At 26.8% G+C, this 25,375-nt stretch carries 17 protein-coding genes; 8 read left to right on the top strand and 9 right to left on the bottom strand.

What is annotated here, in order from left to right; translation table 11 throughout:
• Window positions 1–267: 267 nt before the first annotated feature.
• Window positions 268–5,337 (bottom strand): ATP-binding protein, encoded by a 5,070-nt coding sequence (locus ACZ5RS_RS14325; RefSeq protein WP_464624056.1) that lies wholly within the window; start codon window positions 5,335–5,337, stop codon window positions 268–270.
• Between the two features lie 696 nt (window positions 5,338–6,033).
• On the opposite strand from ACZ5RS_RS14325, the gene ACZ5RS_RS14320 reads away from it, so the two are divergent.
• Window positions 6,034–7,737, top strand: a complete 1,704-nt coding sequence (locus tag ACZ5RS_RS14320; RefSeq protein ID WP_464636584.1) for an AIPR family protein — start codon at window positions 6,034–6,036, stop codon at window positions 7,735–7,737.
• A gap of 174 nt (window positions 7,738–7,911) precedes the next feature.
• Here the strand turns inward: ACZ5RS_RS14320 and ACZ5RS_RS14315 are convergent, their stop codons facing one another.
• The 5 genes from ACZ5RS_RS14315 to ACZ5RS_RS14295 are packed head-to-tail and all read right to left on the bottom strand — an operon-like array spanning window position 7,912 to window position 14,819.
• Entirely contained in the window at window positions 7,912–10,950 is a 3,039-nt protein-coding gene (locus tag ACZ5RS_RS14315; protein WP_464636582.1) for a type I restriction endonuclease subunit R, read from the bottom strand.
• 19 nt (window positions 10,951–10,969) lie between these two features.
• Window positions 10,970–12,205: a restriction endonuclease subunit S gene (locus ACZ5RS_RS14310; protein ID WP_464636580.1), complete on the bottom strand. Its 1,236-nt coding sequence runs from the start codon at window positions 12,203–12,205 to the stop codon at window positions 10,970–10,972.
• Window positions 12,195–13,700, bottom strand: coding sequence for a type I restriction-modification system subunit M (locus ACZ5RS_RS14305; RefSeq protein ID WP_464636579.1), 1,506 nt, complete (start codon window positions 13,698–13,700; stop codon window positions 12,195–12,197). Before ACZ5RS_RS14305 ends, ACZ5RS_RS14310 begins: the two co-directional genes overlap by 11 nt.
• A 44-nt stretch (window positions 13,701–13,744) precedes the next feature.
• The gene (locus ACZ5RS_RS14300) at window positions 13,745–14,587 is read right to left on the bottom strand and encodes a BspA family leucine-rich repeat surface protein (protein ID WP_464636577.1); all 843 of its coding nucleotides are present in this window, start codon (window positions 14,585–14,587) and stop codon (window positions 13,745–13,747) included.
• A complete protein-coding gene (locus ACZ5RS_RS14295; RefSeq protein ID WP_464636575.1) occupies window positions 14,553–14,819 on the bottom strand; it encodes a hypothetical protein in 267 nt (88 codons plus the stop codon). The genes ACZ5RS_RS14300 and ACZ5RS_RS14295 overlap by 35 nt, the downstream gene beginning before the upstream one ends.
• 490 nt (window positions 14,820–15,309) lie before the next feature.
• On the opposite strand from ACZ5RS_RS14295, the gene ACZ5RS_RS14290 reads away from it, so the two are divergent.
• On the top strand, window positions 15,310–15,957 hold the full coding sequence (locus ACZ5RS_RS14290) for a YkgJ family cysteine cluster protein (RefSeq protein ID WP_464636574.1): 648 nt from the start codon (window positions 15,310–15,312) through the stop codon (window positions 15,955–15,957).
• A 145-nt stretch (window positions 15,958–16,102) separates the two neighbouring features.
• Here ACZ5RS_RS14290 and ACZ5RS_RS14285 read toward each other — a convergent pair whose 3' ends face one another.
• Entirely contained in the window at window positions 16,103–16,930 is an 828-nt protein-coding gene (locus ACZ5RS_RS14285) for a hypothetical protein (protein ID WP_464636572.1), read from the bottom strand.
• 234 nt (window positions 16,931–17,164) lie between these two features.
• Entirely contained in the window at window positions 17,165–17,848 is a 684-nt protein-coding gene (locus ACZ5RS_RS14280; protein ID WP_464636570.1) for a BspA family leucine-rich repeat surface protein, read from the bottom strand.
• A gap of 238 nt (window positions 17,849–18,086) precedes the next feature.
• On the opposite strand from ACZ5RS_RS14280, the gene ACZ5RS_RS14275 reads away from it, so the two are divergent.
• The 6 genes from ACZ5RS_RS14275 (at window position 18,087) to ACZ5RS_RS14250 (ending at window position 24,880) form a co-directional block, all read left to right on the top strand.
• Window positions 18,087–18,857: a hypothetical protein gene (locus tag ACZ5RS_RS14275; RefSeq protein WP_464636569.1), complete on the top strand. Its 771-nt coding sequence runs from the start codon at window positions 18,087–18,089 to the stop codon at window positions 18,855–18,857.
• A 25-nt stretch (window positions 18,858–18,882) separates the two neighbouring features.
• The gene (locus tag ACZ5RS_RS14270; protein ID WP_464636567.1) at window positions 18,883–19,941 is read left to right on the top strand and encodes an MrcB family domain-containing protein; all 1,059 of its coding nucleotides are present in this window, start codon (window positions 18,883–18,885) and stop codon (window positions 19,939–19,941) included.
• Between the two features lie 25 nt (window positions 19,942–19,966).
• Window positions 19,967–20,947 carry a DUF4238 domain-containing protein gene (locus tag ACZ5RS_RS14265; RefSeq protein ID WP_464636565.1) on the top strand — a complete coding sequence of 327 codons (981 nt, stop codon included), beginning with the start codon at window positions 19,967–19,969 and terminating at the stop codon, window positions 20,945–20,947.
• A 358-nt stretch (window positions 20,948–21,305) separates the two neighbouring features.
• Entirely contained in the window at window positions 21,306–22,559 is a 1,254-nt protein-coding gene (locus ACZ5RS_RS14260) for an ATP-binding protein (protein WP_464636563.1), read from the top strand.
• 102 nt (window positions 22,560–22,661) lie between these two features.
• Window positions 22,662–22,850 (top strand): helix-turn-helix domain-containing protein, encoded by a 189-nt coding sequence (locus ACZ5RS_RS14255; protein ID WP_464636562.1) that lies wholly within the window; start codon window positions 22,662–22,664, stop codon window positions 22,848–22,850.
• A gap of 389 nt (window positions 22,851–23,239) precedes the next feature.
• Window positions 23,240–24,880, top strand: a complete 1,641-nt coding sequence (locus ACZ5RS_RS14250) for a MutS-related protein (RefSeq protein WP_464636560.1) — start codon at window positions 23,240–23,242, stop codon at window positions 24,878–24,880.
• A 52-nt stretch (window positions 24,881–24,932) separates the two neighbouring features.
• On the opposite strand, the gene ACZ5RS_RS14245 is transcribed toward ACZ5RS_RS14250, so the two are convergent.
• Window positions 24,933–25,073: a hypothetical protein gene (locus tag ACZ5RS_RS14245; protein ID WP_464636558.1), complete on the bottom strand. Its 141-nt coding sequence runs from the start codon at window positions 25,071–25,073 to the stop codon at window positions 24,933–24,935.
• Window positions 25,074–25,375 lie beyond the last annotated feature (302 nt).

Genomic DNA, 25,375 nt, shown 5'->3' with positions numbered 1-25,375 from the left:
TTGGGGTCAGTCACACAAAACAGGAACAACTTTAAGGGTTCCAGTCAAACATAAGGTGTAAACTTTATGGGGGTCAGATCATTACAATAAATTTTCAAAACTCCTTACTGTTCCTTACGCAAAACATCTTACCACGTACACTCCTGTTACCTTTTTTTGTGATAATCTAATTGTAACATAAGAGGCTTTTTTATTCTATAATTTACTATACATTTGTTAATATATTTTACTTATTTTGAAATCTATACGGATTCAGGTTAATATAATCTATTCAATTTTTTTATAAGTAATAACATTTTCTCTAATTAGATATGCACTTGATGAACCTAAATCAACCATAAGATTTAAAATCCAAATATAATCGTTTATCAACTTATTGTTGTTTTTTATTTCTCCAATATGGTTAAAATATAGTCGTTTTATCATTCTTTCAGCTGAATAAGAGGTTAAAGAAATTGCTTCTTGTAAATTTGATTCTAATAATATTTTGAGCCAGCTTATGCCTTCTGGTAAAAATTCTTTTTCACCTATTGTTGAAAAAACATTAATTATTGATGCAATATTATTTTTACCTCTTTCAAGTACTAGGTTTTTATAAAATGTTTTTTTATTATTTAAAACACACCATTCATATTTAAGAGGATTCCCATTGATATCGCATAAAAGAAATCTTATATCTAAAAAAAGCGTTGGAATAAGTGGATGTTTATCATTTGTTGGTAATAAAGTATTAAGAAGTTCCCATAAAGTCCAGAAATTTTCCTTTTGTTTTTTAAACTTTAATTGGTCAATATTTAAATTACTATTATCGTAAAGTTTTATTGCAATATAATCCAATATCCCTTTAACAAACTCTACTAAATCATTGTTAGATGAATCGTTTGATATTGAATTTATCAATTGTGTTAAAACTTTTTTAGAGAAGGAAATATTAGTATTTAATAATAAAAAAGTTGATAAATAATTTTCAATTAATGCTATAGCACTATATTGTAAGTTTCTGGATTTTTTATTATAAGCATATTGTTGCTTTTCTTTTATGAATAAATCAGAAATAACTAAAGATGACATTTTATTAATAAAATTTGAATAATCAATATTTTCAACATTATAAGGTGTTATTATAAGTACTTTAGTAAGTAAATATGCATCAAAATTTTTAAAATTAATTTCTGAAAGGTCTAATTTTTTAGTATCAGTATATAAAATTCTTTGAATAAATTCTTTTTCTTTTCTTTTTTCTTCAGCTAAGGTATCTTCGTCTTGGTACGCATAAGATTTAGGGTTTTCTTTTTTGAATTGAGCATATTTAATAAGGCAAAGCCATATTTTTTTTAATTTTGTAGGAAAAAGTTTGAACAATGTTTTTCTAATATACTGTAAAATAGTTTTGGTTTCATTTTCAGAAAAAGGAGCAATCAACATATAAAATATTATTTCTAAAATTTCGGATATTTCCTTTTCTTCTTGAAGATTTTGCAAAATTAAATGGAAGGCTGTTAATGATATGGATTTATCCAATAAAGTGTAGATTTTATTTTCACTATAGTTGTTATAGAATGTATCATCTAGGATAGCTTTATTTATTTTTATAAGAGTATCTAGGCACCACTTTTTTTGTTCTTTCGAAATTGAAATTGGAAAATCTTTTAATCCAAGGACAGCTAAAGTTGCGGGTCTACTATATGTTGAGTCAATATTGTTTTTGTCTAAATAGTATAAATAACATTCATTCCATTTGTCAAAACTAATTTTTTCTTTATTTTCATAAGCTTTGAAAATCAAGTTTGAATATGAAGCTGATTTATTTATAGAATAAATTTCATCTTTTTGTGATTCTAAATAATTATTCACATCTTCTTCATATTTTGTTTCTAAAGGGAATCCTCCTAATTTTTCATCATATTCTTTTGCTTGTAAATTTCTTATATCAATATCTTGTAAAAGTTTTCTCATATCAAGATCTTTTTTATTTACTTGTTTTTTCATTTTATCAAAACACTTATGAATATCTTTCTTTAATTTTTTATTATTTAATTGATAATAGAAAATAAAATCACTTAATCCACGCTTGTATTTTTTCCGATGAGGAAGTTGATTTGATTCCCAACGTTCTTTTGATGCATATGGATTATTAAAATCCATTGGAGATAGAGCAGTGGATTCTTGTACTACTCGACTTATATCCCATTGATAAGCTTCTTTAATCGATAGTAAGGGTAACATAGATTCTTCTACTTCTTCTGGATATGCCATAGTAATACTTGATAATACTGCAATAGGAGAAATGTTATTGCTGTTTATAAATATATAGTCAAAGATTTTTTCTAAGATTTTCTTAGTTGTTGGTGTTTTTATTTTAGCTATTTCTAAAAGATATTTTTCTAAGCTCATTAGTAATGATACCAGTAAATAGCTAGTTACGCTTATGCCTCTATATGCTACCCATAATTGAGGAGAGGCCCATAATTTAGAAGTAGTTCCATCTTTGAGAACCAATTCAATTTTTGATATATTATGTTTATATTCACAATCAGAATTAACATAAAAATCAACAGCATAATTGATAAATTCAATTATAAATTTTACTCCAATCCAAGGATGATAATTCAATAAAGTATAAAAAGGTGTTTTATATATTCCAGAAGGGCTGAATGAAAACAAATGTTTTATTCCCCAACATTCATCCTCTTCTAATGAATTGTTTATGGGGAATCCCCATCCATGAACTGTGAGCTCTTCTTTTTTTTGTGGAATATCTTTCCAATATTTCCAAGCTGTTTCAATAATAACCTCAGGTAATTCTTTTATTAAATTATAATTTCCTACTCCTGAAAGGGAAATTTCAATAACATTTTTATAAAAATAATTCAATTCCCATGAACTATTATTGTCAATATGAGTAAAAGCCCGATTTAATAAAAGCTTAATTTCATCTTTTGAAACTCCAGCTAAGTTAAAAATAATGGTTATTAGATCTTTGATTTTATCACTTGAGCTTTTTGCTTTCCAAAAAGCATTTTTATCTTCTATTTCGTTTAGGTAAGTAAGTACTATAAATTTCATTGCTTTTTTTTCATCATTATTGATTTTATTATATTGGAACATAATTCTATAATTATACTCAGAAATAAAGTTTAATATTGAATGTTTAATTATATCTAATGTAGAAAGATGATTCTGAATAAAAAATATTGATTCTTTCCATCCAGAACCTATCGGCAAAAGAAATGAATTTTCTTTATTAATTTGGAAATTTTCTTTACAACATGTTTTTAGTATATGAAGACATCTATTAAATAACTCTGCCTTGTTATCTAGAAGTTCTTTTTCAAAATTAATAAAAAAGGAATGGCTAGTATCTGATTTAAAAATGGCAATTAATAATTCATCTGACCAATATTTTTCAATATTTTTATCAAAAATAGTTGTTTTTATTAAATCAATAAATTTATCATTGTTATCAATTAGATAATCTTCAACCCAAAGGCGAAAAGCTCTTCTAATTGCGGGTTCATTACCTATTTTGTTAAATAAATCTTGTGGATTGGGAAAATCATCGTAGGTTGATGAAATATATTTAACTAATGCCCAATCTTCTAATATATCATGAGTGGGAGAGTATTTTCTATTATTATTGTTTTCTTGAAAAATTATTTCATCATTTTCTAAACAAGTTATAGCTTCAGCATCAAATTTATCAGGACGTACAAAGAGTTTCATTTTTTTTGCTCTTTTTATAGCTATGTCCATAAACGCTTCTTCTCTTTTCAAAGGAAGCCCATTTCTAGTATTAGTTTGATCTACAACTAATGAATTCCATAACTTATTTTTAAATTCAGTTAATGATAAATTAGCATAACTATCATTTGTTTTACTAATTGCCAAGATTGAAAAATCTATATATTTTGGACTTTGAAGTAACTCTTTTAATTTTTTATTGTCCATAACACTAATTAATTGTGGAAATTTTTCTTTTACAAGATTTAGTTCCTCATCATTAAGGGGGGGGATTTCTGTGATGTTAGTTTCATTTATATCAATATCAAATTTTTGAGTAATTAAATCTATTGCATATTTTCGTGATGATGCTATCAATTTGATTTCAGGGTGTTCTTTTAACAATGCTAAAAGTTGTTTAAAAGCGCATTCAGGGTCTGTTTCTAATAATTTTTCTAGGCTATCTATGTAAATTAATTTTTCAGGAATGAGTGATATACAAGAAAATATATTTTCAATAGTCTCATGTATTCCCAGATTAGAAAATAAATTTGCCAAAGTTGGTGTATTAAATTGATCAGCTCTGAAGACAAACACACTCGCATTATGAAAATTTTTATTAAGAAGAGCTTTGATTGCTGCAGATTTTCCAACTCCTGGGTTCCCCGAAATAATTGTAATTTGTGAATTATTTATATTCTTTACAATTTGTTCAAGTACTTCAGTTCTAGGAAAATTTAATATATTTTCATTTTTTCCAATATAAGTTTTCAACGGTCGTAATATTTCTTTACTATCCGATTTAAGCTTTTCAACATCTTTAATGCACGGTTGTAATCTAGCATTGTCAAAATAGTTAAAGAAACTTTCACTCTTTATGCTTTGAAGATTTATACTACCACCATTTGGATTGAGGGTTGATATATAAGAAAAAATACTATTCCAGATTTCATCTTCTGAAATTGATGTTTCATTGTTTTTAGAAAGTTTAATAAGATTAAGAAAATAAGTTTTATCGACACTACCATTATTTAATAGATCATATTCTAAAACATCAACACATTTTAAAAATTCCCATAGTTGTTTATCTGTCAAATCAATATTGTTATTTGCTTCTTTTAATATCTTACGAAAAATATCTAAACTATTTTCTTTTATTTTTATTCTGTTTACTTCTGATATAAAATCAATTTCTGAATCATGACTTTTTGCCCAATTAAAAAGGGTTTTAAAATGTGCTCTTTCATTTTTAGATAAACCATTTTTTATTATAATAAGTTTATCTTTTGATTTGTCAAAAATTGAAGTATTGTTAAAATCCTTCCAAAAAGCAGTTACTACGTCTTTAAATTGTTCATTTTTCGAAGTAAATGAAATATCGTGTTTTACCTGAAAAAGTAATCGATGGCTCCCTTGTATTGAATTAACTATTGCCATAAAATCATCTGTTTCATAACCTCTGTTTGTTACTTGCAATGCAATTTCTGTTAGTTCTCCTGAATCTATACAAGGTACACTACATTTTGTAATCAGTGCTGTTAAAAATGCCGTCTGAACTAATTGTTCAAAATTTGTTCCACCACCACCTTTTTGAAAAGCACTTCCTTTATCTGACATATTTACCTCAATTAATTATTATGTTTCAAAGTTATAATTTATTATCCAATAATGGAAATATCTAATATTCGTTCTAGTAAACTAATTATATTTTTAAATTATATATTTAGAAGTGTAAAAATTCAAACTTTATTGAACAATTTAATAATATTTTTTTGTTATATATGCTTTTGTTAAAGGTTATTATTCAAAATTTTACTTAAAAAAGAAAAAGTTTATTCATAATTATTTTAAACCCTATTAAGAAAAATTACACCCACTTTTTATATAATCGTATTGTTGTATTAATGTGTGAAATTCTAGGCATTTAAGTACATATCGTTGATACAATAATGCAGCTATTATAATTTCTTTTAATATAAGGAATTAAAAAATAGCTGTTTTTTTATATAAGCCTAATTCGCATGATTTTACAAGACCCTCTGGAGTAATCGTGTAACAACAGACACCCCTATAGGGTAATCGTGTAAATTTAGATAAAAAATTAAATTCAAGTAAATAGCAAAAAATAATTATGTAGGTTGATTGAAAATAATTATGTAGATCTAGTAAATCATATTTTTTTTGACATAAACATAAAACACATGTTATTATTTTCCTAATTAATAATTTAATAATATTTATTACTTTATGAAATATACTTGAATGATAATAATTTTTTATCTTTTATTTTAATTTTTTTACTTGGAGTACTATATGGCAATCACAAAATATGTGTCCTATTATAAACAAATAAAGGAAACTATTACATTTATTAAAGAAAATAACGAATATAATACTTTGTCAAAAGCTTTTATACATTGGTATTTAAAAAATCATTTTTATATGGATGAACAAGATATAGGAGAAGTTATTATTGATAATTCAGGTGATAACGGTATTGATGCTATAATTTTAAATGAAGAAAATAAAGAGTTAATAGTTATGCAATTTAAGTTTCCCAACAAGGAAAAGGGATTAAACGAAGAAATTAAACAAGCCGATATTTTAAAAACGTATCATGGATTTTCTTTGTTAATTGATCAATCAGTTGTTCAAAAATCAAATGACGAATTTAATCAGTATAAAGAGATAATAAAAGATAAAGATATCTATAAATTTAAAATTTATTTTGTAAGTTATAATAAAGGTATTGTATCTCAAGAGAATAAAGAATTAATTGATAATTTAGCAAATAATTTTAAAAAAGATAATGGTAGCGAATTAAAAATAATCGTAAATGATAAATCTGTAATTTCTAATATTTATGAAAAAATAAATAGAACAAATGATTTAGAAGTTACTATTTCTTATAAACAAATGGCTTCAGCATATGATATAGATTCTAAATATATAAAATCATATGTTGGGCTAGTTAATGGTCATAAGTTAGTAGCAGCGATTGAAGACTCAATAGATATCATTTTTGATGAAAATATTCGTCTTTATGAAGGAAAGTCTAATGTAAATAATTCTATAAAAAAAACTGCTTCTGATGAAAAAGAAAGTGATATGTTTTATTTTTATAATAATGGTGTAACTATTATATGTGATAAAGTAAATAATAGTCCTAATAAGCTTTGTGTTAATTTAAAAGGTATATCTATAGTAAATGGATGCCAAACTGTGACTTCATTATATGACCTCTATAAAGAAAATAGACTTCAAGAAAGTGTTGATATTTTAACAAGAATTATTGAAATTTCTGATTATAATGAACGAATGAAAATAACTGAATATTTAAATTCACAAAATCCTATACGTGATAGTTATTTTATAGCAAATCATACTATAATAAGAGATTTGCAAAAAAATTTGGAAAAGCAAGGTTATTATTTGGAAAGACAAATAAATGAATTTGAATATAAAAAAAATTATGGTGTTAAAGATATAAAAACATTAATACCTTTAAAATTAGAAAAAGTAATTCAATATTATGTCGGGTATTGGTTAGATGATAACGCAGCTATTGCAAAAAGAGGTAAAAGTGCTCTTTTTGATAAAAATAAAATTGATGAAATTCTTATGGATATAAATGTAGATAGAGTTCTTGAAGCAAATTATATGTATAAAAAAATTAGTAGCATCATTACAAGTTATAGAAAAACTAGAAGAAATGAATCAAAAAGTGAATTTTCAGAATTTCTTGGAATTGAGCATTCTGAATTTTTACACATTATTAATGAATTTTTATTTGTAAATACTGGTGATATAATTATTTTAAATACTGTAAAACTACTTAAAGATAAATATACTGAAAAAAAATATGAATTTGATGATAATAAATTAATTAGAGATTCTATATTTTTAATAAAGAAACATATATGTAATAATTATCCAGAAGCTCTTAGAAATGTTTCAACATTGACCAAGAATAATAAATTATTCAGTGATATTAAAGATTTAATTAATAAATTATAATAATAATAAATTAAGAGAGTGTTGGTAAAACTAATTTAATTACTAGATAGAATAACCTTCTATAATAAAACTTATCAATGAGGTTATTTTATAACTAAAAAAAAGGAATATTTAGGTAAAGTTAAGAAAGACAATTTATAAATTAATTTAATAATAGGGAGGGCGGATATTTATTTACATCTCATTATTATCAGTCCACAATTCACACTGCGTCATTACTGTTTTAATTGCATCATTCATACCCTTAGGTGGGTATTTATATTTTTTAAGCAATTTCTTAATTAACATTCTCATTCTAGCTCTTGCTGATTCTTTCTTTTGCCAGTCAATAGTTTTATTTTTTCTAAGAGTTTCAGTTAATTCTTTTGTTATTGCAATCAACTCATCATTTTTATAAAAATCTTTAATTGCTTGGGGTTTAGTTAATGCATCATAGAATGCAAGTTCATCTTGTGATAACCCAAGGCTATCACCTGCTTGTTTTGCTTCAGCTATGTCGTTTGCAAGTTTCATTAATTCTGCTATTACTTCTTCATTTGTTATTAAACCATTAATATATGCATTCATAGCTCTTTGAATTATTTCAGAAAATTTTTCAGATTTAACTACATTTGTTCTTTTATATGTTCTAATTTGTTCTGCTAATAGTTTTTTTAATAGTTCAACAGCTAGATTTTTTTCTTTCATATTAGCTATTTCGTCTAAAAACTTTGGATCAAATAAAGAGAATTCTTGTTTTACATCAGAGAATAGATTAATAACCCCATCACTTTTTATGCTATGATTTAATAATTCATTTATTCTAGAATTCATTTCAGGAAGGGATATTCTTCTACCCATACCAGTATTAGTTAATCTTGAAATCAGTACTCTTATAGATTCAAAGAAAGCAGCTTCAACTCTTAATTCCTTACTTACTATTGATGAACATAAAGATAGGGCTTGTTTCAATAATAAAGATTCTTTTACAAAAGTTTTTTTATCAGTTTCTTTTTCTACTGCTAATATAAAGTTTAATCCTTCACTTATTGTTTTTGACCTTTCTAAATCTGTACCGTTTAAAAATTTAGAATAATTGAAATTATGGAATAAATCTTGACAGATGGATAACTCTTCTAAGAATTTAGGATATGCAACTTTAGAAACATCAGTATCTCCATATTTATTTTTATCTCTAGTTGTATAATCATTCATAGCTTCTTTTAAAGCTGATGCTATACCTATATAATCAACTACAAGACCACCTTCTTTATCTCCAAAGACTCTATTGACTCTAGCAATGGCTTGCATTAGATTATGGCCTTTCATTGGCTTATAAACATACATTGTAGCAAGAGAAGGAACATCAAATCCAGTCAGCCACATATCAACTACAATAGCTATTTTTAATTCACTATTATTATCTTTAAATCTTTTAGCTAAATCATCTTTGTGTTGTTTATTTCCAATAATACTATGCCATTCTTCAGGGTCGTTATTATTACCTGTCATTACAACACCAACTTTTTCAGTCCAATCAGGATGGACGGTTAATATATATTGATATATTTTGATTGCAATACTTCTAGAATAAGCAACAATCATAGCTTTACCTGTTAATAGATTTTCTCTATGGTTTTCATAGTGGTATAGAATATCATCGACTAAAGATTTAATAGTTTGTTCATTACCTAATAAGGCTTCTATTCTACCTAATTCTTTCTTACTCTTTTCTACAACGATTTCATCTGCATTCTCAGCCATTAAGTCATATTCTTGATCTATCAATTTTAAAGTATTTTCATCTAATTTTAGTTTTATTACTCTGCTTTCATAGTAAACAGGACGAGTAGCTCCATCTTCTACAGACTGAGTCATATCGTAAATATCTATATAATCACCGAATACTTCTCTAGTACTTCTGTCCTTTTGAGATATTGGAGTTCCTGTAAATCCTATAAAAGTAGCATTAGGTAAATTATTTCTAATTATTCTAGCTAATCCAGTTTTTATTTCTCCAGTATTAGGGTCAATCTTTTCTTTTAAACCGTATTGTCCTCTGTGAGCTTCATCTGATATTACAATAATATTTCTTCTTTCAGATAAAGGTTCTTCTGATTCTTGGAACTTTTGCATTGTTGTAAAAAAGATACCATTAGCTATTCTTCCATTAAGGAGATTTTTTAAATCCTCTCTACTTGTTGCTTGAACTGGTGTTTGACGTAGAAAGTCTTTGCATTTGGCAAATTGCCCATAAAGTTGGTCATCTAAATCATTCCTATCAGTAATTACTACAATTGTAGGACTGTTTAGAGCGTTTTGTAAAAGGTGAGAGTAGAAAACCATAGATAAAGATTTACCACTTCCTTGAGTATGCCAAAATACACCACCTTTACCATCAGTTTGAGTCGCTTTTGTTGTTGATTTAATAGCTTTATTTACAGCGAAGTATTGATGATATCCTGCTAGTATTTTTACTTGATTAATTCCTTCATTTGAAAAACAAATAAAGTTTTTAATAATATCTAGTAGTCTTTCTTGTTGAAACATTCCTTCGAAGAAAGTATCGAACTGTGCATGCTGAGTATTTTCGTAATTCCCATCTTTAGTTTTCCATTCCATATAACGGTCTTCTTTAGAAGTAATAGTTCCAGCTTTTGATGTTAGCTGATCACTCATTACACAAATACAGTTATAAAAAAACATTGAAGGTATTTCATGAATATAATTTCTAATTTGTTTATAACCTTCAGATGCTTCAGTTTCTTCTCTTGATGGTGATTTTAACTCAATTAGAACAACAGGGAGTCCATTTAGGAATAACAATACATCTGGACGTTTATTACTGTTTTCAATAAAAGTCCATTGATTGGCAATTATGAATGAGTTGTTATTTGGATTATTATAATCAACTAAATAGACTATATCATTTTTCTTTTCACCTTTATCATAATAATCAAGCTGAATCCCATTTTGAATATAATTCATAAAAGTAATATTTTTTTGAACTAATTCACCATTATCGAAGTTTTTTATTTTATTTATTGCTTCATTAATAGCTTCTTTAGGTAATTTATGGTTTATTTTTTGGAGAGAATTAATCAGTTCATCATCATACAATGGACTTTTAAAATCTCTTTCTAAATCAGGAGCATAAATATACCTATATCCCATATTTTGGAATAATTCAATTATAGATTTTTCATATGAATCTTCATTATAGTATTGTGGCATATTTAGTGCTCCTTAAGTGTTAGAATTCTATATTTGAGACGTCTAGTTCCCCAGACATTAGTTTTGGTAGGAGAGTGGCTCTTAAATTAGCTAGTTTTTCATTTTCTATAATATTTTTGGACTTTATTTTATATATATTTTCAAATATATTATTTAAAGGATTAAGTTTAGAAAGATTAATAGGTAAAAATAATTTATATTCTTTTAAAGCATTTTTACTTAAATGTAATACAGTTGTACCATTTACATATCCTAAACAGTAGGATTTAAAATATTTATTTTTTAGCAAAGCTGCTAACATAAATTTTGATATTTCTATTGTTTTTGGAATCACTTTAACTAAATCCATAGAAAATATAATATTTTTATAATCATTTTTGCTTAAGACAATTTCAGAGTTACCAAGAACTTCCGCTTTTTGAGTTAAATCTGTATGAGCTACTAATAAATCAAAAAGTTCAACATTTTGAGTTGGTTTTAATTTTGCTGAGGGAGAAATTTCTTTAAAACCCTCAATTTTAAAACCCCCATTCCTTTCAAAATTTTTTATTGTAGCCATTGCTGTAGTAGATTTTTGTAATTCTTTTCCTTTATAAGAATACCCGTTAATAAATTCAGCTATGTCTGATAATGAAGTATATTCCCAATCATCAGGCATTTCACCACCCCAAGGTTCAAAATCAACAAACCAAGATTTAAAAATAGCTTGTGCCATTTCTTCTAAATTTTTATTTATCTTATTATTTAATTCAATTTTGTCATCAAGGGCGGATAGGATAGAGGCTATTTTTTTTTGGGTTGTAAGATTGGGGAGGATAAATTGATAGTCCTTTATTTCTGAAAAAGTTATTTGAGGAAAAGTTCCGGAACGAGTTTCTGCCAAAAATTGAAAATGATTAATAATATCGTCACTAGTAAGTAGCAAATATAAAAATTTATTATCAATTTGATTAGTTATTTTTCTTAGCACCATTAATTTTGTTGAAGCTACATAATCTTTACTATCAAAATCAATATATGCAAATCTTTTATTTTTTGGTCTTATTTCACTATAAAGAATATCATCTTTTTTAAAACTTTTTTTAAATTGTCCTCTTATGTTTTTATTTGGTATATAATTATGATTTAAGACTTTTCCATTAAAAACATCTGAGGTATTAATTAATATTATTTTATTTTTATCAAAATTGAATCTTTCGGAAACACTTTCTACAATATCTGATAATTTAGAAAGTTTTCTTTCATTACATTTCATAACCAATGGCTCCAAGTTTGTTTATAATATCTTCTTCTAAATCATGAGATTGTTTAAACATTTCAGATAGTTCTGAAGTTAATCTAGTCATCTTTTCTTCAAAAGGCTCTCCCTCATCTTCTTCATCTTCAATTCCAACATATCTTCCTGGAGTTAAAACATAATCATGTTTTTTAATTTGTTCTGAATCAGCTACAGAACAATATCCTTTTTCATCTTCTAATGTGCCTTCTTGGAATGCTGAAAATGTATTAGTTAATTTTGAAATATCCTCATCTTTAAAGTCTCTATGAGTTCTATCTGCCATATAGCCCATATTTCTGGCATCAATAAATAATGTTTTACCTTTTTGTTTTTTGTTTTTTGATATAAACCATAGGGTTACTGGAATTTGAACACTATAGAATAATTGAGTTGGTAAAGCTACAATACCTTCAATCAAATCATCTTCAATTATTTTTTTCCTAATTTCACCTTCACCCCCTGTTTGTGTTGATAAAGCTCCATTTGCTAAAACTAAACCAATTTTACCATTAGGAGATAGGTGATGAATCATATGTTGTATCCATGCATAGTTTGCATTTCCTGAAGGTGGTAAGCCATATTTCCAACGTACATCATCTATTAATTTATCTTGTCCCCAGTTTTTTAGATTAAAAGGAGGATTGGCCATAATGAAATCAGCTTTTAATGTTGGATGTAAATCATTAAAGAAGGTATCAGCATGGTGTTTGCCAAAATTTGCTTCAATTCCTCTAATTGCCATATTCATTTTAGCCATTTTCCAAGTATCTGAATTTGATTCTTGTCCAAATACTGAAATATTGCCTCTATTTCCACTATGAGCTTGGATAAATTTAACACTTTGAACAAACATTCCACCAGAGCCACAACAAGGGTCATAAACACGACAATTCTCATAAGGTTTTAATATTTCAACAATTGTTTTTACAATGCTAGTAGGAGTGTAGAATTCTCCACCTTTTGCACCTTCTTTTGCTGCAAATTTAGCAATACAGTATTCATATGTTCTCCCTAATAAATCTTTATTTTCACTAGTATCGTTCATATCAATATTAGTAAAAACATCTACAACATCACCAAGAACACGTTTATCTAAATCAGGAGTGGCATAGTTTTTGGGAAGAACATTTTTTAAGCTTTTGTTTTCAGCTTCAATTTCTCTCATTGCATTATCTAACACAGTTCCTATTTCAGCTGTATGTGCAGCAGCAGCTATAACTTCCCATCTTGCATTTTTAGGAACAAAGAAAATATTTTCCATAGTATAAGCATCACGATCATCTTCAAAACCATCGCCTTCTTCTACTAATTCTTTATATCTTTTTTCAAAAGCAGTTGATATGTATCTTAGAAAAATTAATCCAACTATTACTTTTCTATATTCAGCTGCAGGTATATGTCCCCATAGGTGGCATGCTGCATCCCAGATTTGTTCTTCAAATCCAATATTAGTATCATTACTTTTAGCCATTTTTCTTTCCTAGTATTTTTTGTTTTATTTCATTTAAGTTCTTATTAATCTTTTATTGCTTTAAGGAATTCATCAAGACTGTTAGGCATCATAAAAGAAGTCTTTGTGTCATCTTGAATTTTCCAGGATTTAATATTTTGTGAGAAAGTTGATTTAAGAAACATATTTTCCATATTTCTAACATGTTTTACTTTCCAATTAGATATATCAGAATTAAATTTAGATTCATAAAACATATTACTCATATCCATTACTTCATTGGTATCCCATTTAGAAATATCTCCATTAAATATGGAATTTTTAAACATTGACCTCATTGTTTCAACATTACTAGTATCCCATTTAGAAATATCTCCATTAAATATGGAATTTTGAAACATGCTTTCCATTGATTCAACATTGCTTGTATCCCATTGCGAAATATCACCATTGAATATGGAATCTTGAAACATTCTTTCCATTGATTTAACATTGCTTGTATCCCATTGCGAAATATCACCATTGAAAATAGAATCTTGAAACAGGCTTTCCATTCCATTGAAATCTTCATGATTTCCAACGTTTCTTGTATTCCACTTTGAGATATCTCCGTTGAATTTTGAACCTTGAAACATTAAATCCATGCTGAATACATTACTTGTATCCCAATTCGAAATATCTCCATTAAATGATGAGTTTTGAAACATCCCCATCATTGCCTTTACATTACTTGTATTCCATTTTGAGATATCACCATTAAATTGTGATTCTGAAAATAAAAACATCATTTCTTTAATATTACTAGTATCTATAAAATTTAAATCACAGTTTAACCCTTTTTTATTAATTGTCTCATTTATTATTTCTTTTAATTCATCTGAATTTAAAGGTTTGATTGTTTTTCTCATCAGATTGTTTCCTTTTTGCATTTACTAGTATTTTCTCTTTTATTTCATTTGAAGCATTATTCTTAACTTTAAAAGTCTTATCTATTAAATAACCTTCATTCTCATCTTCTTTATTACTAACAAGGCAATATAACCCTTTGCCATTAATATCAGTGGCATAAGGTTTACCATTTATAATTGTCCTATTAGCTTTTTCTGGAATATTGATTGAAAGTTTTAATGATAAGCCCATAAATTTACCTCATAGATAAATTTCATTTTATCATAGAAAACTAAATTGTTGAATGGTGAAAAATAAAATATTTGTAAGTAAGTTACGCTTCTTAACTTGTGGTTAGGTTAAAATTTTCTCTGTTCCATCGGTGAGCGTCAGCTATTTTTTGTTGTTGGATTACTATAAATGGAGTTTTTAGATTTAAATAGAAATAATATAAAAATAATAAAATTTTTACGAAATTGTACGAAAATATATTTTAGAAGAGATGAAACTTAAGAGAAACAAGCAAACCAAAATTTGCTGTAAATGAATGGAATGTTCTGTTGACAAAATGCTTTTTAATTTACTACTCTATGAAAGGAGCTCCTTCACTCTCGAGTAATATGTTTGAAGATTAAGTGGAATGTTGGAATCGTCATTGCAAAAAAATTAAAGAATCAATAATTCGAAGAATCTCAAGGAACTAACATTAAAGGACTACTTAAGGAGATTATAACAAATATCTATGAATGAAAAAATCAATGAAATTGTTTTTACAAAGCGTACTTATAAATTAGAGAAAGTGATTGAGACAAAGATTGGTTCAATAAAAAATAATATAAAAGCTTTAGAATGTTTATACAAATATACTGATGAATTGATGAGAGAAATAGAGGATGAAACTCCATGTAAAAAAGGCTGTTCTCACTGTTGTAAATGTGGTATGAGGATTGATATTTCGGAGTTAGAAGCAAATTATATTAAGAATAAGTTAGGTATTGCTAATAATACTATATGTATTGAGGAAGATGGTTATATTCCACAAGGTTCATGTCCTTTCTTATTTAATGATGCTTGTAGTATTTATGAAATTCGACCTTATCAATGTCGAAGGCATGTTGTTATTGAGAAAGATAATACAAAGTGCATACAGAATTTAGAATGCATGCAACAAACTTCAGAAGAGTTTGATAATGCTTATCATTCTTTAGTTAAAAAATACCTATCAAAGAAGCAACAGAAAATTGATTCTTTTATGAAACAAATTACTAGCGGTAAAAAGATACTTAATGAAAATGATTTAATTTATTTAGAAGATATTTCAAAAAAGTATGATTATAGTGATATCAGAATTTTCTTTCCTCCTGAAGTTATGGCAAAATGCAAACGTTAATTTACTAATATTTTTTAAATTAATTGGTAATTTATACGAAACATATAATGTAGAAGTATTTATTGATTCAATAATTCTTAACTACATTTTTATGAGTCAGCTTTGATTTAAAAAAGGATTATAAGTACTTGATATAATTTTCCTTTTATTTATTTGTATTGACCTTATTTAAATATTCTTCAATAGTTATTACTCGGGGTACTTTAGAAACTTTATCACATAGGTTTTTTAGTTTTTTATCTTGAGTAACAAAAATATCATCTAGACCTAAATATGTTAGATGTAATAAATCTGGGGCATCATTTCGTTCAACAGTATTCGCATTTTTATAATAATAAGATGAACTATCCAAAAACAAATCTATAGAGCCATTATATCTTTTTAGAATTTTACGAAATTCGCTTTTATTTTTTGCTGTTAGCTCTCCAATACATTTGGCTTTGAAATTTGTTAGAAGAAAACTCTTTAAAAGTTCCTTTTTTATTTCATAAATTTTCTTTTTTAAGAAATATTCTCTTTTTGAATTTATTTCTTCCCACAACATATTATAATAGAAATTAATAAAAGAAAGGCATGTTTCGGACATAAAGTCTTTCATAAAAAATGAATTTGCATACTCATCATTTTCCAAGTTTGTATTTTTCAAAACCAATGGTAAAAAATTATTTTTAAAAGACGTTAAATCTTCATTTTGTAATATAGCAGAGTATATATATTTGATTTGAATTCTTGATCTTGGATAATCAATATCGAAGGCGTCACCAAAAATTATTTCATGATACTGTTTCCAATTAATTTTAATTTTGCTATTTTCGATAAATTCAAATTGAGATTTCTGTCTCTTGAAATTATTGTCCAGATTCTTACACATCTCTGATATAGTTAGGCTTGATATGTAAGTCAGTTCATTTTCTATTTTGTAATCTCTTTCATATAGCTCAACTACAGCATTAACATCAAGATAGTATTTCATTTATAATTGTCCTATTAGCTTTTTCTGGAATATTGATTGAAAGTTTTAATGATAAGCCCATAAATTTACCTCATAGATAAATTTCATTTTATCATAGAAAACTAAATTGTTGAATGGTGAAAAATAAAAAAGATTACATAGGTTGTTGTATTAATCTAATAAGTTAATTATTTATTTTCTATGGTCTTAAATTATATAAAAAGTACTGAAAAATAGGATACAGACTTTATATTATTAAGGTCTTTTGGACCAGTTAGAAATATCACCATTGAATTGAGATTCATGAAACATATAAGTCATATTATTAACATTAGAAACATCCCAATTAGAAATATCTCGATTAAAAAAAGAATTTGTAAACATAAAACTCATATCAGTAACATTAGAAACATCCCAATTAGAAATATCTCCTTGAAAAAAAGATAGCATAAACATCGCCATCATATTATTAACATTAGAAACATCCCAATTAGAAATATCTCCATTAAAAGGACAATACATAAACATTCCACTCATATCAATAACATTAGAAACATCCCATTCGGAAAGCTGCCCATTAAAAGGTGATGCACTAAATAAACTTGACATATTTTTAACATTAGAAACATCCCAATTAGAAATATCCCCGTCAAAATCAGAACTATCAAACATGGCTTGCATATTAGTAACATTAGAAACATCCCACTGAGATATATCTCCATTAAAAGCAGATTCACTAAATAAAAAACTCATATCTTGTATTTCTGATACATCAATGTAATTTAGATTTAATTCATTACCATATTTTTTAATAGCATTATCAATTTCTTTTATAAGTTCTTCTTTTGATTGGGGGACAACTATATTTGTCGCAAAAATAAAATATGGTAATCCAATGCATAGTATTAAAAAAACAACTAAAGTTTTTCTTTTTTTCATTTTTTCTCCTAATAAAATGTCCTAAATCAATATATTGATTTTATCAACTTTAAATAAGGACATAATTTAATTATGAATGCAATTTTTAAAAAAATGTGTACATAAATTTCATTTTACCATAGAAAACTAAATTGTTGAATGATGAAAATTAATTTTTATTCTTTATATAAATATGCTATATTATAAAAAATAGATTTTATTTTTCTAATATAAATAATAAATATAAGGAAGTAAAGTAATGAGTAATGCAATAGAAATTTGTAGAGTTTCAGATTTTTATGAGAAAATGCTAGGTGCTTTTTCTGGTAAAGATGATTTAGTTGATTTTGATATTAATGGTAATGAAATAAGTAAAGCCATTTATTATCTAATGTGTTCGATGAAGTTTGCGGGATATAAGCATAGAGTAAAGTTTAATCGTGCAAAAAAACATACTATGGCAGAACTCTTTCAAGATATAATTGCTTTCTATTTATCTAAATGTTTGGATTCAACAGAATATGAAATATTCCTTGAGCAAAAGGGCTCAACTATTGTAGATTCAAAAAATAAAAATATTTACCCTGATATTTTAATTAAAAAAAATGGTAAGAATTTTTTTGTAATTGAAGTTAAAACTACTATAGGCTGGAGTCGTAATAACCTTTCAGAGAATATAGAAAATAGAATGAATTTAATTAGAAACAGTTTTAATATTCCAAAAGAAAATATTTTATATATTTTTGAGGAAGCTACAAATAATGGAAAGTACTTTGAGCCTTATTTCTGGAATAAAAGTTTGCGAAGTCCTGTTCAAAGAAGTAATGATTTCCCTTATTCCAAAATATATCCTTTATTTGTTGAAACAGACCCTTACTATTGGGATTTTAATAGAGAAGCTTTTAATGATAAAGAAGACATATTAGATAAACTTACAAAAGATTATATTATTAATAAATCGGAATCGTGCATTGTGACAAGATTTGAGAGCATAATTGATGTTATAAATAATGCTAAATTAGATTATTAAAACATATTTTTTAAAGGATTTTATATTGAAAAATACAATAGAAGAAATTTTAAATAATTACTTAATTGCTAAAAAAGAAATATTTACTAGCCATTCAATGCAACAAACTGTGAATTATCAGCTTAAAAATCAAATTGAACAACAATTAAATGATGATAATATTTTAGTAAAAGGTTCTGTTGGTAAAGGCCAATGGGCAAGTATTCCATGGTTGTGTGTTTTTGATAAAAGAATTACGAATACAGCACAAAAAGGTTTTTATATTGTTTACTTATTCTCTGAAGATATGAGTGGTGTTTATTTATCCTTAAATCAAGGTTACACATGGTATAGAAATACTTTTAAATCCGAAGCTAATAATACTGTAAAATCAGTCTCTGATTATTTAAGAACAAAACTTAGAAGCGATATTTCTAATTTCCCAGAGGCTTCAATAAATCTTCATTCAAATCATACTTTAGGGAAAGGTTATCAATTAGGAAATATAATATCAAAATATTATCCTAAAGATAATATACCTAGTCAAAATGAGTTAATTAATGATTTATATAAACTTATAGGCATTTTTAATGAATTAAAAGCTATATTACCAGATGTAGATAATGAAGCAGAGTATATTAGATGGGTCACTGGATGCTCTTCTTATGTGGATGGGAGTATTGAAGATGATGATTTAGAATTCCAAAATGAGATACAGAATGATGTTCCAGTAGAATTTGAGGATAAACCTGAAGATATTCCAGGAACAAATAATTCTAGAAATAATCAAAGTATTAAGAGAAATCCTCAAAAAGCTGTAAATGCATTAAAGATGGCTGGTTATAAATGTGAAATAAATAATGATCATCAATCTTTTATTTCAGGTTCAACAGGTAGAGAATATGTAGAAGCTCATCATTTAATTCCATTAAGTCAACAATGTAATTATCATTATAGCCTAGATGTTGAAGCAAATATTGTTGCACTTTGCCCAAATTGCCATAAAAAAATACATCTTGGGACTAGCGAAGAAAAGCAAGAAATGACTAATAAATTGTTAGAACAAAGAAAAGATAGATTAAAGAAATGTGGTATAGAATTATAATATTATTTTATGAGAATTGAAGCTAATGAATAAAATTACAAAACGCCAGCATGTAGTAAATAGAGAATATTTGGCCAAATGGGCTGATAATAATAATCAAGTTTATTGTTTAGATAATAAAGGTAAATTATTTCCAGCCAATCCTGTAAGATTGTGTGTGCATAATTATTTTTATGAAATTAAGTCACTTAATATTGTTGAAAAAAAATTGCTTTTATTAATGGTTGGAGATGAAGATAACAAACTTTTAGTATCAAATAGCAATAATTGTGATACAGATAAAAACATTGTCAAATACTTTAATGAACTAAATTCAAAAAAATATAGACATCCAATGTTAGGTATTATTGATGTCTTATTTTTTTCTGCAGAAGTAAAACCTTTTTTAGAGAAAAAAAAGATTATAGATCCTGTTTTGATTAAAAATATCTATAAAGAGGGAATAGAAGATTTTGAAACTTTTTTTGAAAGAATAGGTTTGTTCTCACTAAAAAAAATATTTAGTTGCAAATTTAGTAATTCAGTTAAAGATTTTTCAGATTTAATTTATTTTATAAGTATTCAATATTCAAGAACTGATGTTTTAAAAAAAAGAATGATAGCTAAGCTTAATGAATTCTCTGTTGATATTAATAAAATTTTTCCTTTAATTCATATTTGTATTGCATTTAAAACAGCAAATTATTTATTAAATACTGAACTACATATTTCAATTCTTTATAATAATACCAAAATACCTTTTATTACGGGAAATCAACCCGTAATTAATATAAAAAATCTAAATACTGAAGAAGAAGCCAAAGAATTAGAATTTTATTATCCAATATCTCCAACTTTATCTATATTAATTTCTCCAAAAGGAATAAATAATAAAAGACTTATACATAATAGAAATGTTTCTATAGATGAAGCAAATTATTATAATATATTAATTAAGAAGTTTAGTAGTAAAATATTTTCAAACAATAAAGAAATTTTAGAAATATATAAATACTTAAAGAGATAAATATTAGACTACCTAAGGAGAAATTTTAATTTAATAAATACTTTCTCCTTTTATAAATCCTAGGAAACCTTCTCTTTTTAAAATCTCATCACATTGATAAATATCATACTCTATTCCATCCCAGAGAAAACTATCATAATAGAAATTTATTTTTTCCTCAATATTTAAAGAATATCCGGCTATTTTTATGAATTCAAGACTCACTTTGTATGGTAAATCTAACCCTATTTAAAGTTTGATAAAAAAGGGTAAAGTTACCCGTTTTTGTCAATATATATCTTGTGTATAGATTTGCCATGTATTATAATTTTGATAAAAGAAGGTATTTTTACCCAATTTTGTCAATAGGGGAGTATTTATGGAAATACGAAGAGATATTTATTTGAATAAACTAATTAATCGTATGGATAATAGTCTAATTAAAGTAATAACTGGAATAAGAAGAAGTGGTAAATCATATTTATTATTTAGATTATTTAAAAATTATTTATTGAATAAAGATGTTGATGAAAATCATATTATTGAGATAGAGTTAGATAAATTTGAGAATAAGAAGTATAGATCTCCCCAAGTTGTTCTCGAATACATAGAATTATTAATTAAAGATAAAGAAACATATTATCTATTTATAGATAAAGTTCAAATGTTGAATGAATTTGAAGATGTTTTAAATTCATTATTACATATAAGTAATCTTGATATTTATGTTACAGGAAGTAACTCAAAATTTTTATCAACAGATATTCTTACAGAATTTAGAGGGCGTGGAGATGAGATTCATATTTACCCATTAAGCTATAAAGAATTTATGAGTGTTTACAAGGGAGATAAATATGAAGGTTGGGCTGAATATGTAACTTTTGGTGGATTGCCATTAACAATATTAATGAAAACCGAAGAGCAAAAAATTAATTACTTAACTAGATTATTTGAAGAGACTTATATTAAAGATGTAGTTGAAAGAAATGGTATAGAAAAAAATCAAGAATTAGATGATTTAATTAATATTCTGGCTTCTTGTATTGGCTCCCTTACTAATCCGAGTAAAATTGCAAAAACTTTCCAAAGTTCTATACAATCCAAAATTAGTATTAATACAATTAAAAAGTATATTGATATTTTAAAAGATGCTTTTATAGTAAATGAAGCATATCGTTTTGATGTTAAGGGTAGAAAATATATAGGGGCTCAGTTAAAATATTATTTTGAAGATGTAGGACTTAGAAATGCTAGACTAGGATTTCGTCAAATCGAAGAAACTCATCTCATGGAAAATATTGTTTATAATGAGCTAAAACTAAGAGGGTATCAAGTTGATGTTGGAATTGTTATTAAACGTAATAAAACAGAAGATGGCCGTTTTGAGAAAAAGCAACTAAAAGTTGATTTTGTTGCTAATTTAGGTAGTAAAAGATATTATATTCAATCAGCATTAAGCCTTCCAACAGAAATAAAAATTAAACAAGAAAAAGCATCATTGCTTAATATTAAAGATTCCTTTAAAAAAATAATTATCACACGTGATATTGTAAAAATGTATAGAGATGAAAATGGAATAATTACAATGAGTATTTATGATTTTTTACTTAATGAAAATAGTCTTGATTTATAAACATAAAAATTGGCAAAAAGTTTTATCAAATAGCAATCCTGGTGATTTTTTCTTTAAATTTATTTTGAAATTATATCAAAAATTGAGAAGCTATATTTCTTTTTGAATAAGACTGAAAAGAAAGTGATAAGCTATTTATTAGAAGATGAAATCTATTCTTTAGAATATATAGCTAAAAAGATAGATGTAAAAAAGAGGACTATTGATAAAGCTTTAAGTGCTTTACAAAATAAAGGATTAATTAAGAGAATAGTTTGGGAACGTGATGGAGTTTGTACCATTATAAAATAATTTTACGTATATAATAAATATTTTTACAACCACTTGAAATGAACCATACCTACTTTTTCTATAATTTTATAGTTGTATTGATATGAAAATATCTAGGCTGATAAGTATTCAAGAGAAATACATATTCATAGATTTCTTGAAACCCTCAAAGTTCAGGATGATTTAATAACAGAATTTTCTCCAAAGCTATTTACATCCATTGTTGATATCGTTGAAGTTTTTTCAAAAAGAGAAATTAAGATACACTTCAAGAATGGTGAAATAGTTGTTGTTGATGTTTATTAATTTTGTCATAGCAAATTACTGTCGGTCAAATTTAAGAGAGAATTCTTTTCAGTTGACTAATACTCTTTTATTTAGTTAATTTTATATAAAAGGAAGGATTAATTATGTTTGCTTTGATATCTGTGGGGATTTTTTGTGTCATGGCAGTTGTATTGTTGTTGATAAGGAAAGCACATATTGCCTCTGTTCGTAATTTAAAGGAAACTTTCGGCCGTATTCCAGATGAAGAGCACGATATGAAACGCGTGAGCTCATATCACGTACACGCTATACAAGCAGACGAGGGAGCTTCATTTCTGGATTCTACAACTTGGAGTGATCTCTCAATGGATTCCGTATATCAGAGGATCAACGCATGTCACTGTTCTATAGGTGATGAGTATTTGTATCATGTTTTGCATGATGTCCATACACCACAAAGTACTCTGGAGTCCCGATACTTACTCAAAGAATGGCTTTTTTCAGATGAAGTTTCCAGAATTCATCTTCAGAGAATTCTTATTGGTATTGGTAAGCGACCGGGAAACGGGCTTGGTGCATTCATTTTTAATCCTTTTACCAAGCGGTTGGGAAATGATTGGATATATGTGGTATTGGCAATATCCCCATTAGTGGCATGTGCATTATTACCACTATCAATACAAATAAGCATGGGATTTCTGATATGTAGCGTGTGTCTTAATATCCTTGTATCGGTAAATAAAACAAGCTCTTTGGAAAGTGAGCTTGAAAGTCTTCGTTATTTTTCTTCATTGGTACATGGAGCGAAGATGATTCATCGTGAATTTGCAAGTCGATTGAATGAAATGGGTGGGAGTGGTACCCTCGGGGATGATCTTGAAATATCACTTGCTCCATATAGGCACATGCGTGGAGTTCTCCCGGGTAGCATGAACTCTTTTGCTGCTGAAGTTGAGGTACCATTTTTAGTATTAAAAGCAGTGTTTCTCATGGATTTGATTCGCTACAATCGCACTGTGGGCTTAATGATTGCGCATAACCAAGAACTTCAAATGCTGTATAAGATTATCGGAGAACTTGATATGGCTGTAAGTTCAGCGTCTTTTTGTGCGAGTATCCCATGGTATTGCAAACCCCATTTTGATGAAGAGAATTTCATCGTAATCGAAAATGGATACCATCCGTTGGTGAGTAATCCGGTTCCAAATTCTGTTGTGCTTAAAAATGACAGTATCCTAACTGGTTCAAATGCCTCAGGAAAGTCAACATGCATCAAGATGATTGCTGTTAATCACATTCTTGCCCAATCATTATTCATATGTTGTGCTAAGAAATATTCACTCGGGCGGGCATTTGTGATTTCATCCATGGCTTTACGTGACAACATTGAAATTGGTGAGAGCTATTTCATGGCAGAAATTCGTTCCCTTCGAAGAATTATGGATGAATGCAAGAAGCAAAGGTGTGTTTGCTTTATTGATGAGATCTTACGAGGAACAAATACCCCCGAGCGTATTGCTGCTTCGACTGCAGTGTTACGATTTTTGCATAAGACACAAAGTATGTGCCTTGTCGCATCGCATGATATAGAATTGACAGAAATATTGGAAGAAATATATGATAACTACCATTTCAGTGAACATTTTGAAAAAGAAGAAGTTGTCTTTGACTATCTGTTGAAGAAAGGACCATCAAAGACAAGAAATGCAATTCGTCTTTTGGAATATATGGGTTTTGATGAGCAGGTCGTAATTGATGCAAGAGCAATGTTGTGTGAGAACTAATCACAATTAAAGTTTAAGCATAAAATGAAATTATCTAGGTATCAATTTGTGTTTACGAATAATCTATCAATACCTTTTTTACTAAAGTTGATGAAGATGATTTATATTCTCTTAGTAGCTTTGCTCTTGGTTTGCCATTCTTATAAAGCTTTTCATTATCATTTTTCTTCTTATACTTATGTTTTAACTTCATTTATTTAATATACTTACATGTCCTTATTTTTTTTGTTGAATAAGTATAGACTATCCAATAATTTATCAGCAAAGTAGTTTGCCCTTTAAGAAAAACTTGAAAAGACACAAGCTATTATAGCTGATAAGTACGCAATAAAATTACAGATTGGGAGATTTATAGAAACTATCAAAACCTAGGATAAATTAATAACAGAGTTTTTTCACAAGTTATTTATATCCATTGTTGATATAGTTGAAGTGTTTTCAAAAAAAGAGATAAAAGTTCACTTCAAGAATGAGGATATAGTTTTTGTTGATTTG

This window comes from Pleomorphochaeta caudata (genome assembly GCF_055395745.1).
The sequence above is the reverse complement of the archived record's forward strand: the minus strand, read 5'-3'. Positions and strand labels throughout refer to the sequence as shown.

Excerpts from the sequence above, each read along its gene's own strand:
- ACZ5RS_RS14315 (WP_464636582.1), bottom strand. The coding sequence starts at position 10,950 with ATGCCACAATACTATAATGAAGATTCATATGAAAAATCTATAATTGAA.
- ACZ5RS_RS14245 (WP_464636558.1), bottom strand. The coding sequence starts at position 25,073 with ATGAAGTTAAAACATAAGTATAAGAAGAAAAATGATAATGAAAAGCTT.
- ACZ5RS_RS14250 (WP_464636560.1), top strand. The coding sequence starts at position 23,240 with ATGTTTGCTTTGATATCTGTGGGGATTTTTTGTGTCATGGCAGTTGTA.
- ACZ5RS_RS14310 (WP_464636580.1), bottom strand. The coding sequence starts at position 12,205 with ATGAAATGTAATGAAAGAAAACTTTCTAAATTATCAGATATTGTAGAA.
- ACZ5RS_RS14295 (WP_464636575.1), bottom strand. The coding sequence starts at position 14,819 with ATGGGCTTATCATTAAAACTTTCAATCAATATTCCAGAAAAAGCTAAT.
- ACZ5RS_RS14325 (WP_464624056.1), bottom strand. The coding sequence starts at position 5,337 with ATGTCAGATAAAGGAAGTGCTTTTCAAAAAGGTGGTGGTGGAACAAAT.
- ACZ5RS_RS14320 (WP_464636584.1), top strand. The coding sequence starts at position 6,034 with ATGGCAATCACAAAATATGTGTCCTATTATAAACAAATAAAGGAAACT.
- ACZ5RS_RS14305 (WP_464636579.1), bottom strand. The coding sequence starts at position 13,700 with ATGGCTAAAAGTAATGATACTAATATTGGATTTGAAGAACAAATCTGG.
- ACZ5RS_RS14290 (WP_464636574.1), top strand. The coding sequence starts at position 15,310 with ATGAATGAAAAAATCAATGAAATTGTTTTTACAAAGCGTACTTATAAA.
- ACZ5RS_RS14275 (WP_464636569.1), top strand. The coding sequence starts at position 18,087 with ATGAGTAATGCAATAGAAATTTGTAGAGTTTCAGATTTTTATGAGAAA.
- ACZ5RS_RS14300 (WP_464636577.1), bottom strand. The coding sequence starts at position 14,587 with ATGAGAAAAACAATCAAACCTTTAAATTCAGATGAATTAAAAGAAATA.
- ACZ5RS_RS14265 (WP_464636565.1), top strand. The coding sequence starts at position 19,967 with ATGAATAAAATTACAAAACGCCAGCATGTAGTAAATAGAGAATATTTG.
- ACZ5RS_RS14280 (WP_464636570.1), bottom strand. The coding sequence starts at position 17,848 with ATGAAAAAAAGAAAAACTTTAGTTGTTTTTTTAATACTATGCATTGGA.
- ACZ5RS_RS14285 (WP_464636572.1), bottom strand. The coding sequence starts at position 16,930 with ATGAAATACTATCTTGATGTTAATGCTGTAGTTGAGCTATATGAAAGA.
- ACZ5RS_RS14260 (WP_464636563.1), top strand. The coding sequence starts at position 21,306 with ATGGAAATACGAAGAGATATTTATTTGAATAAACTAATTAATCGTATG.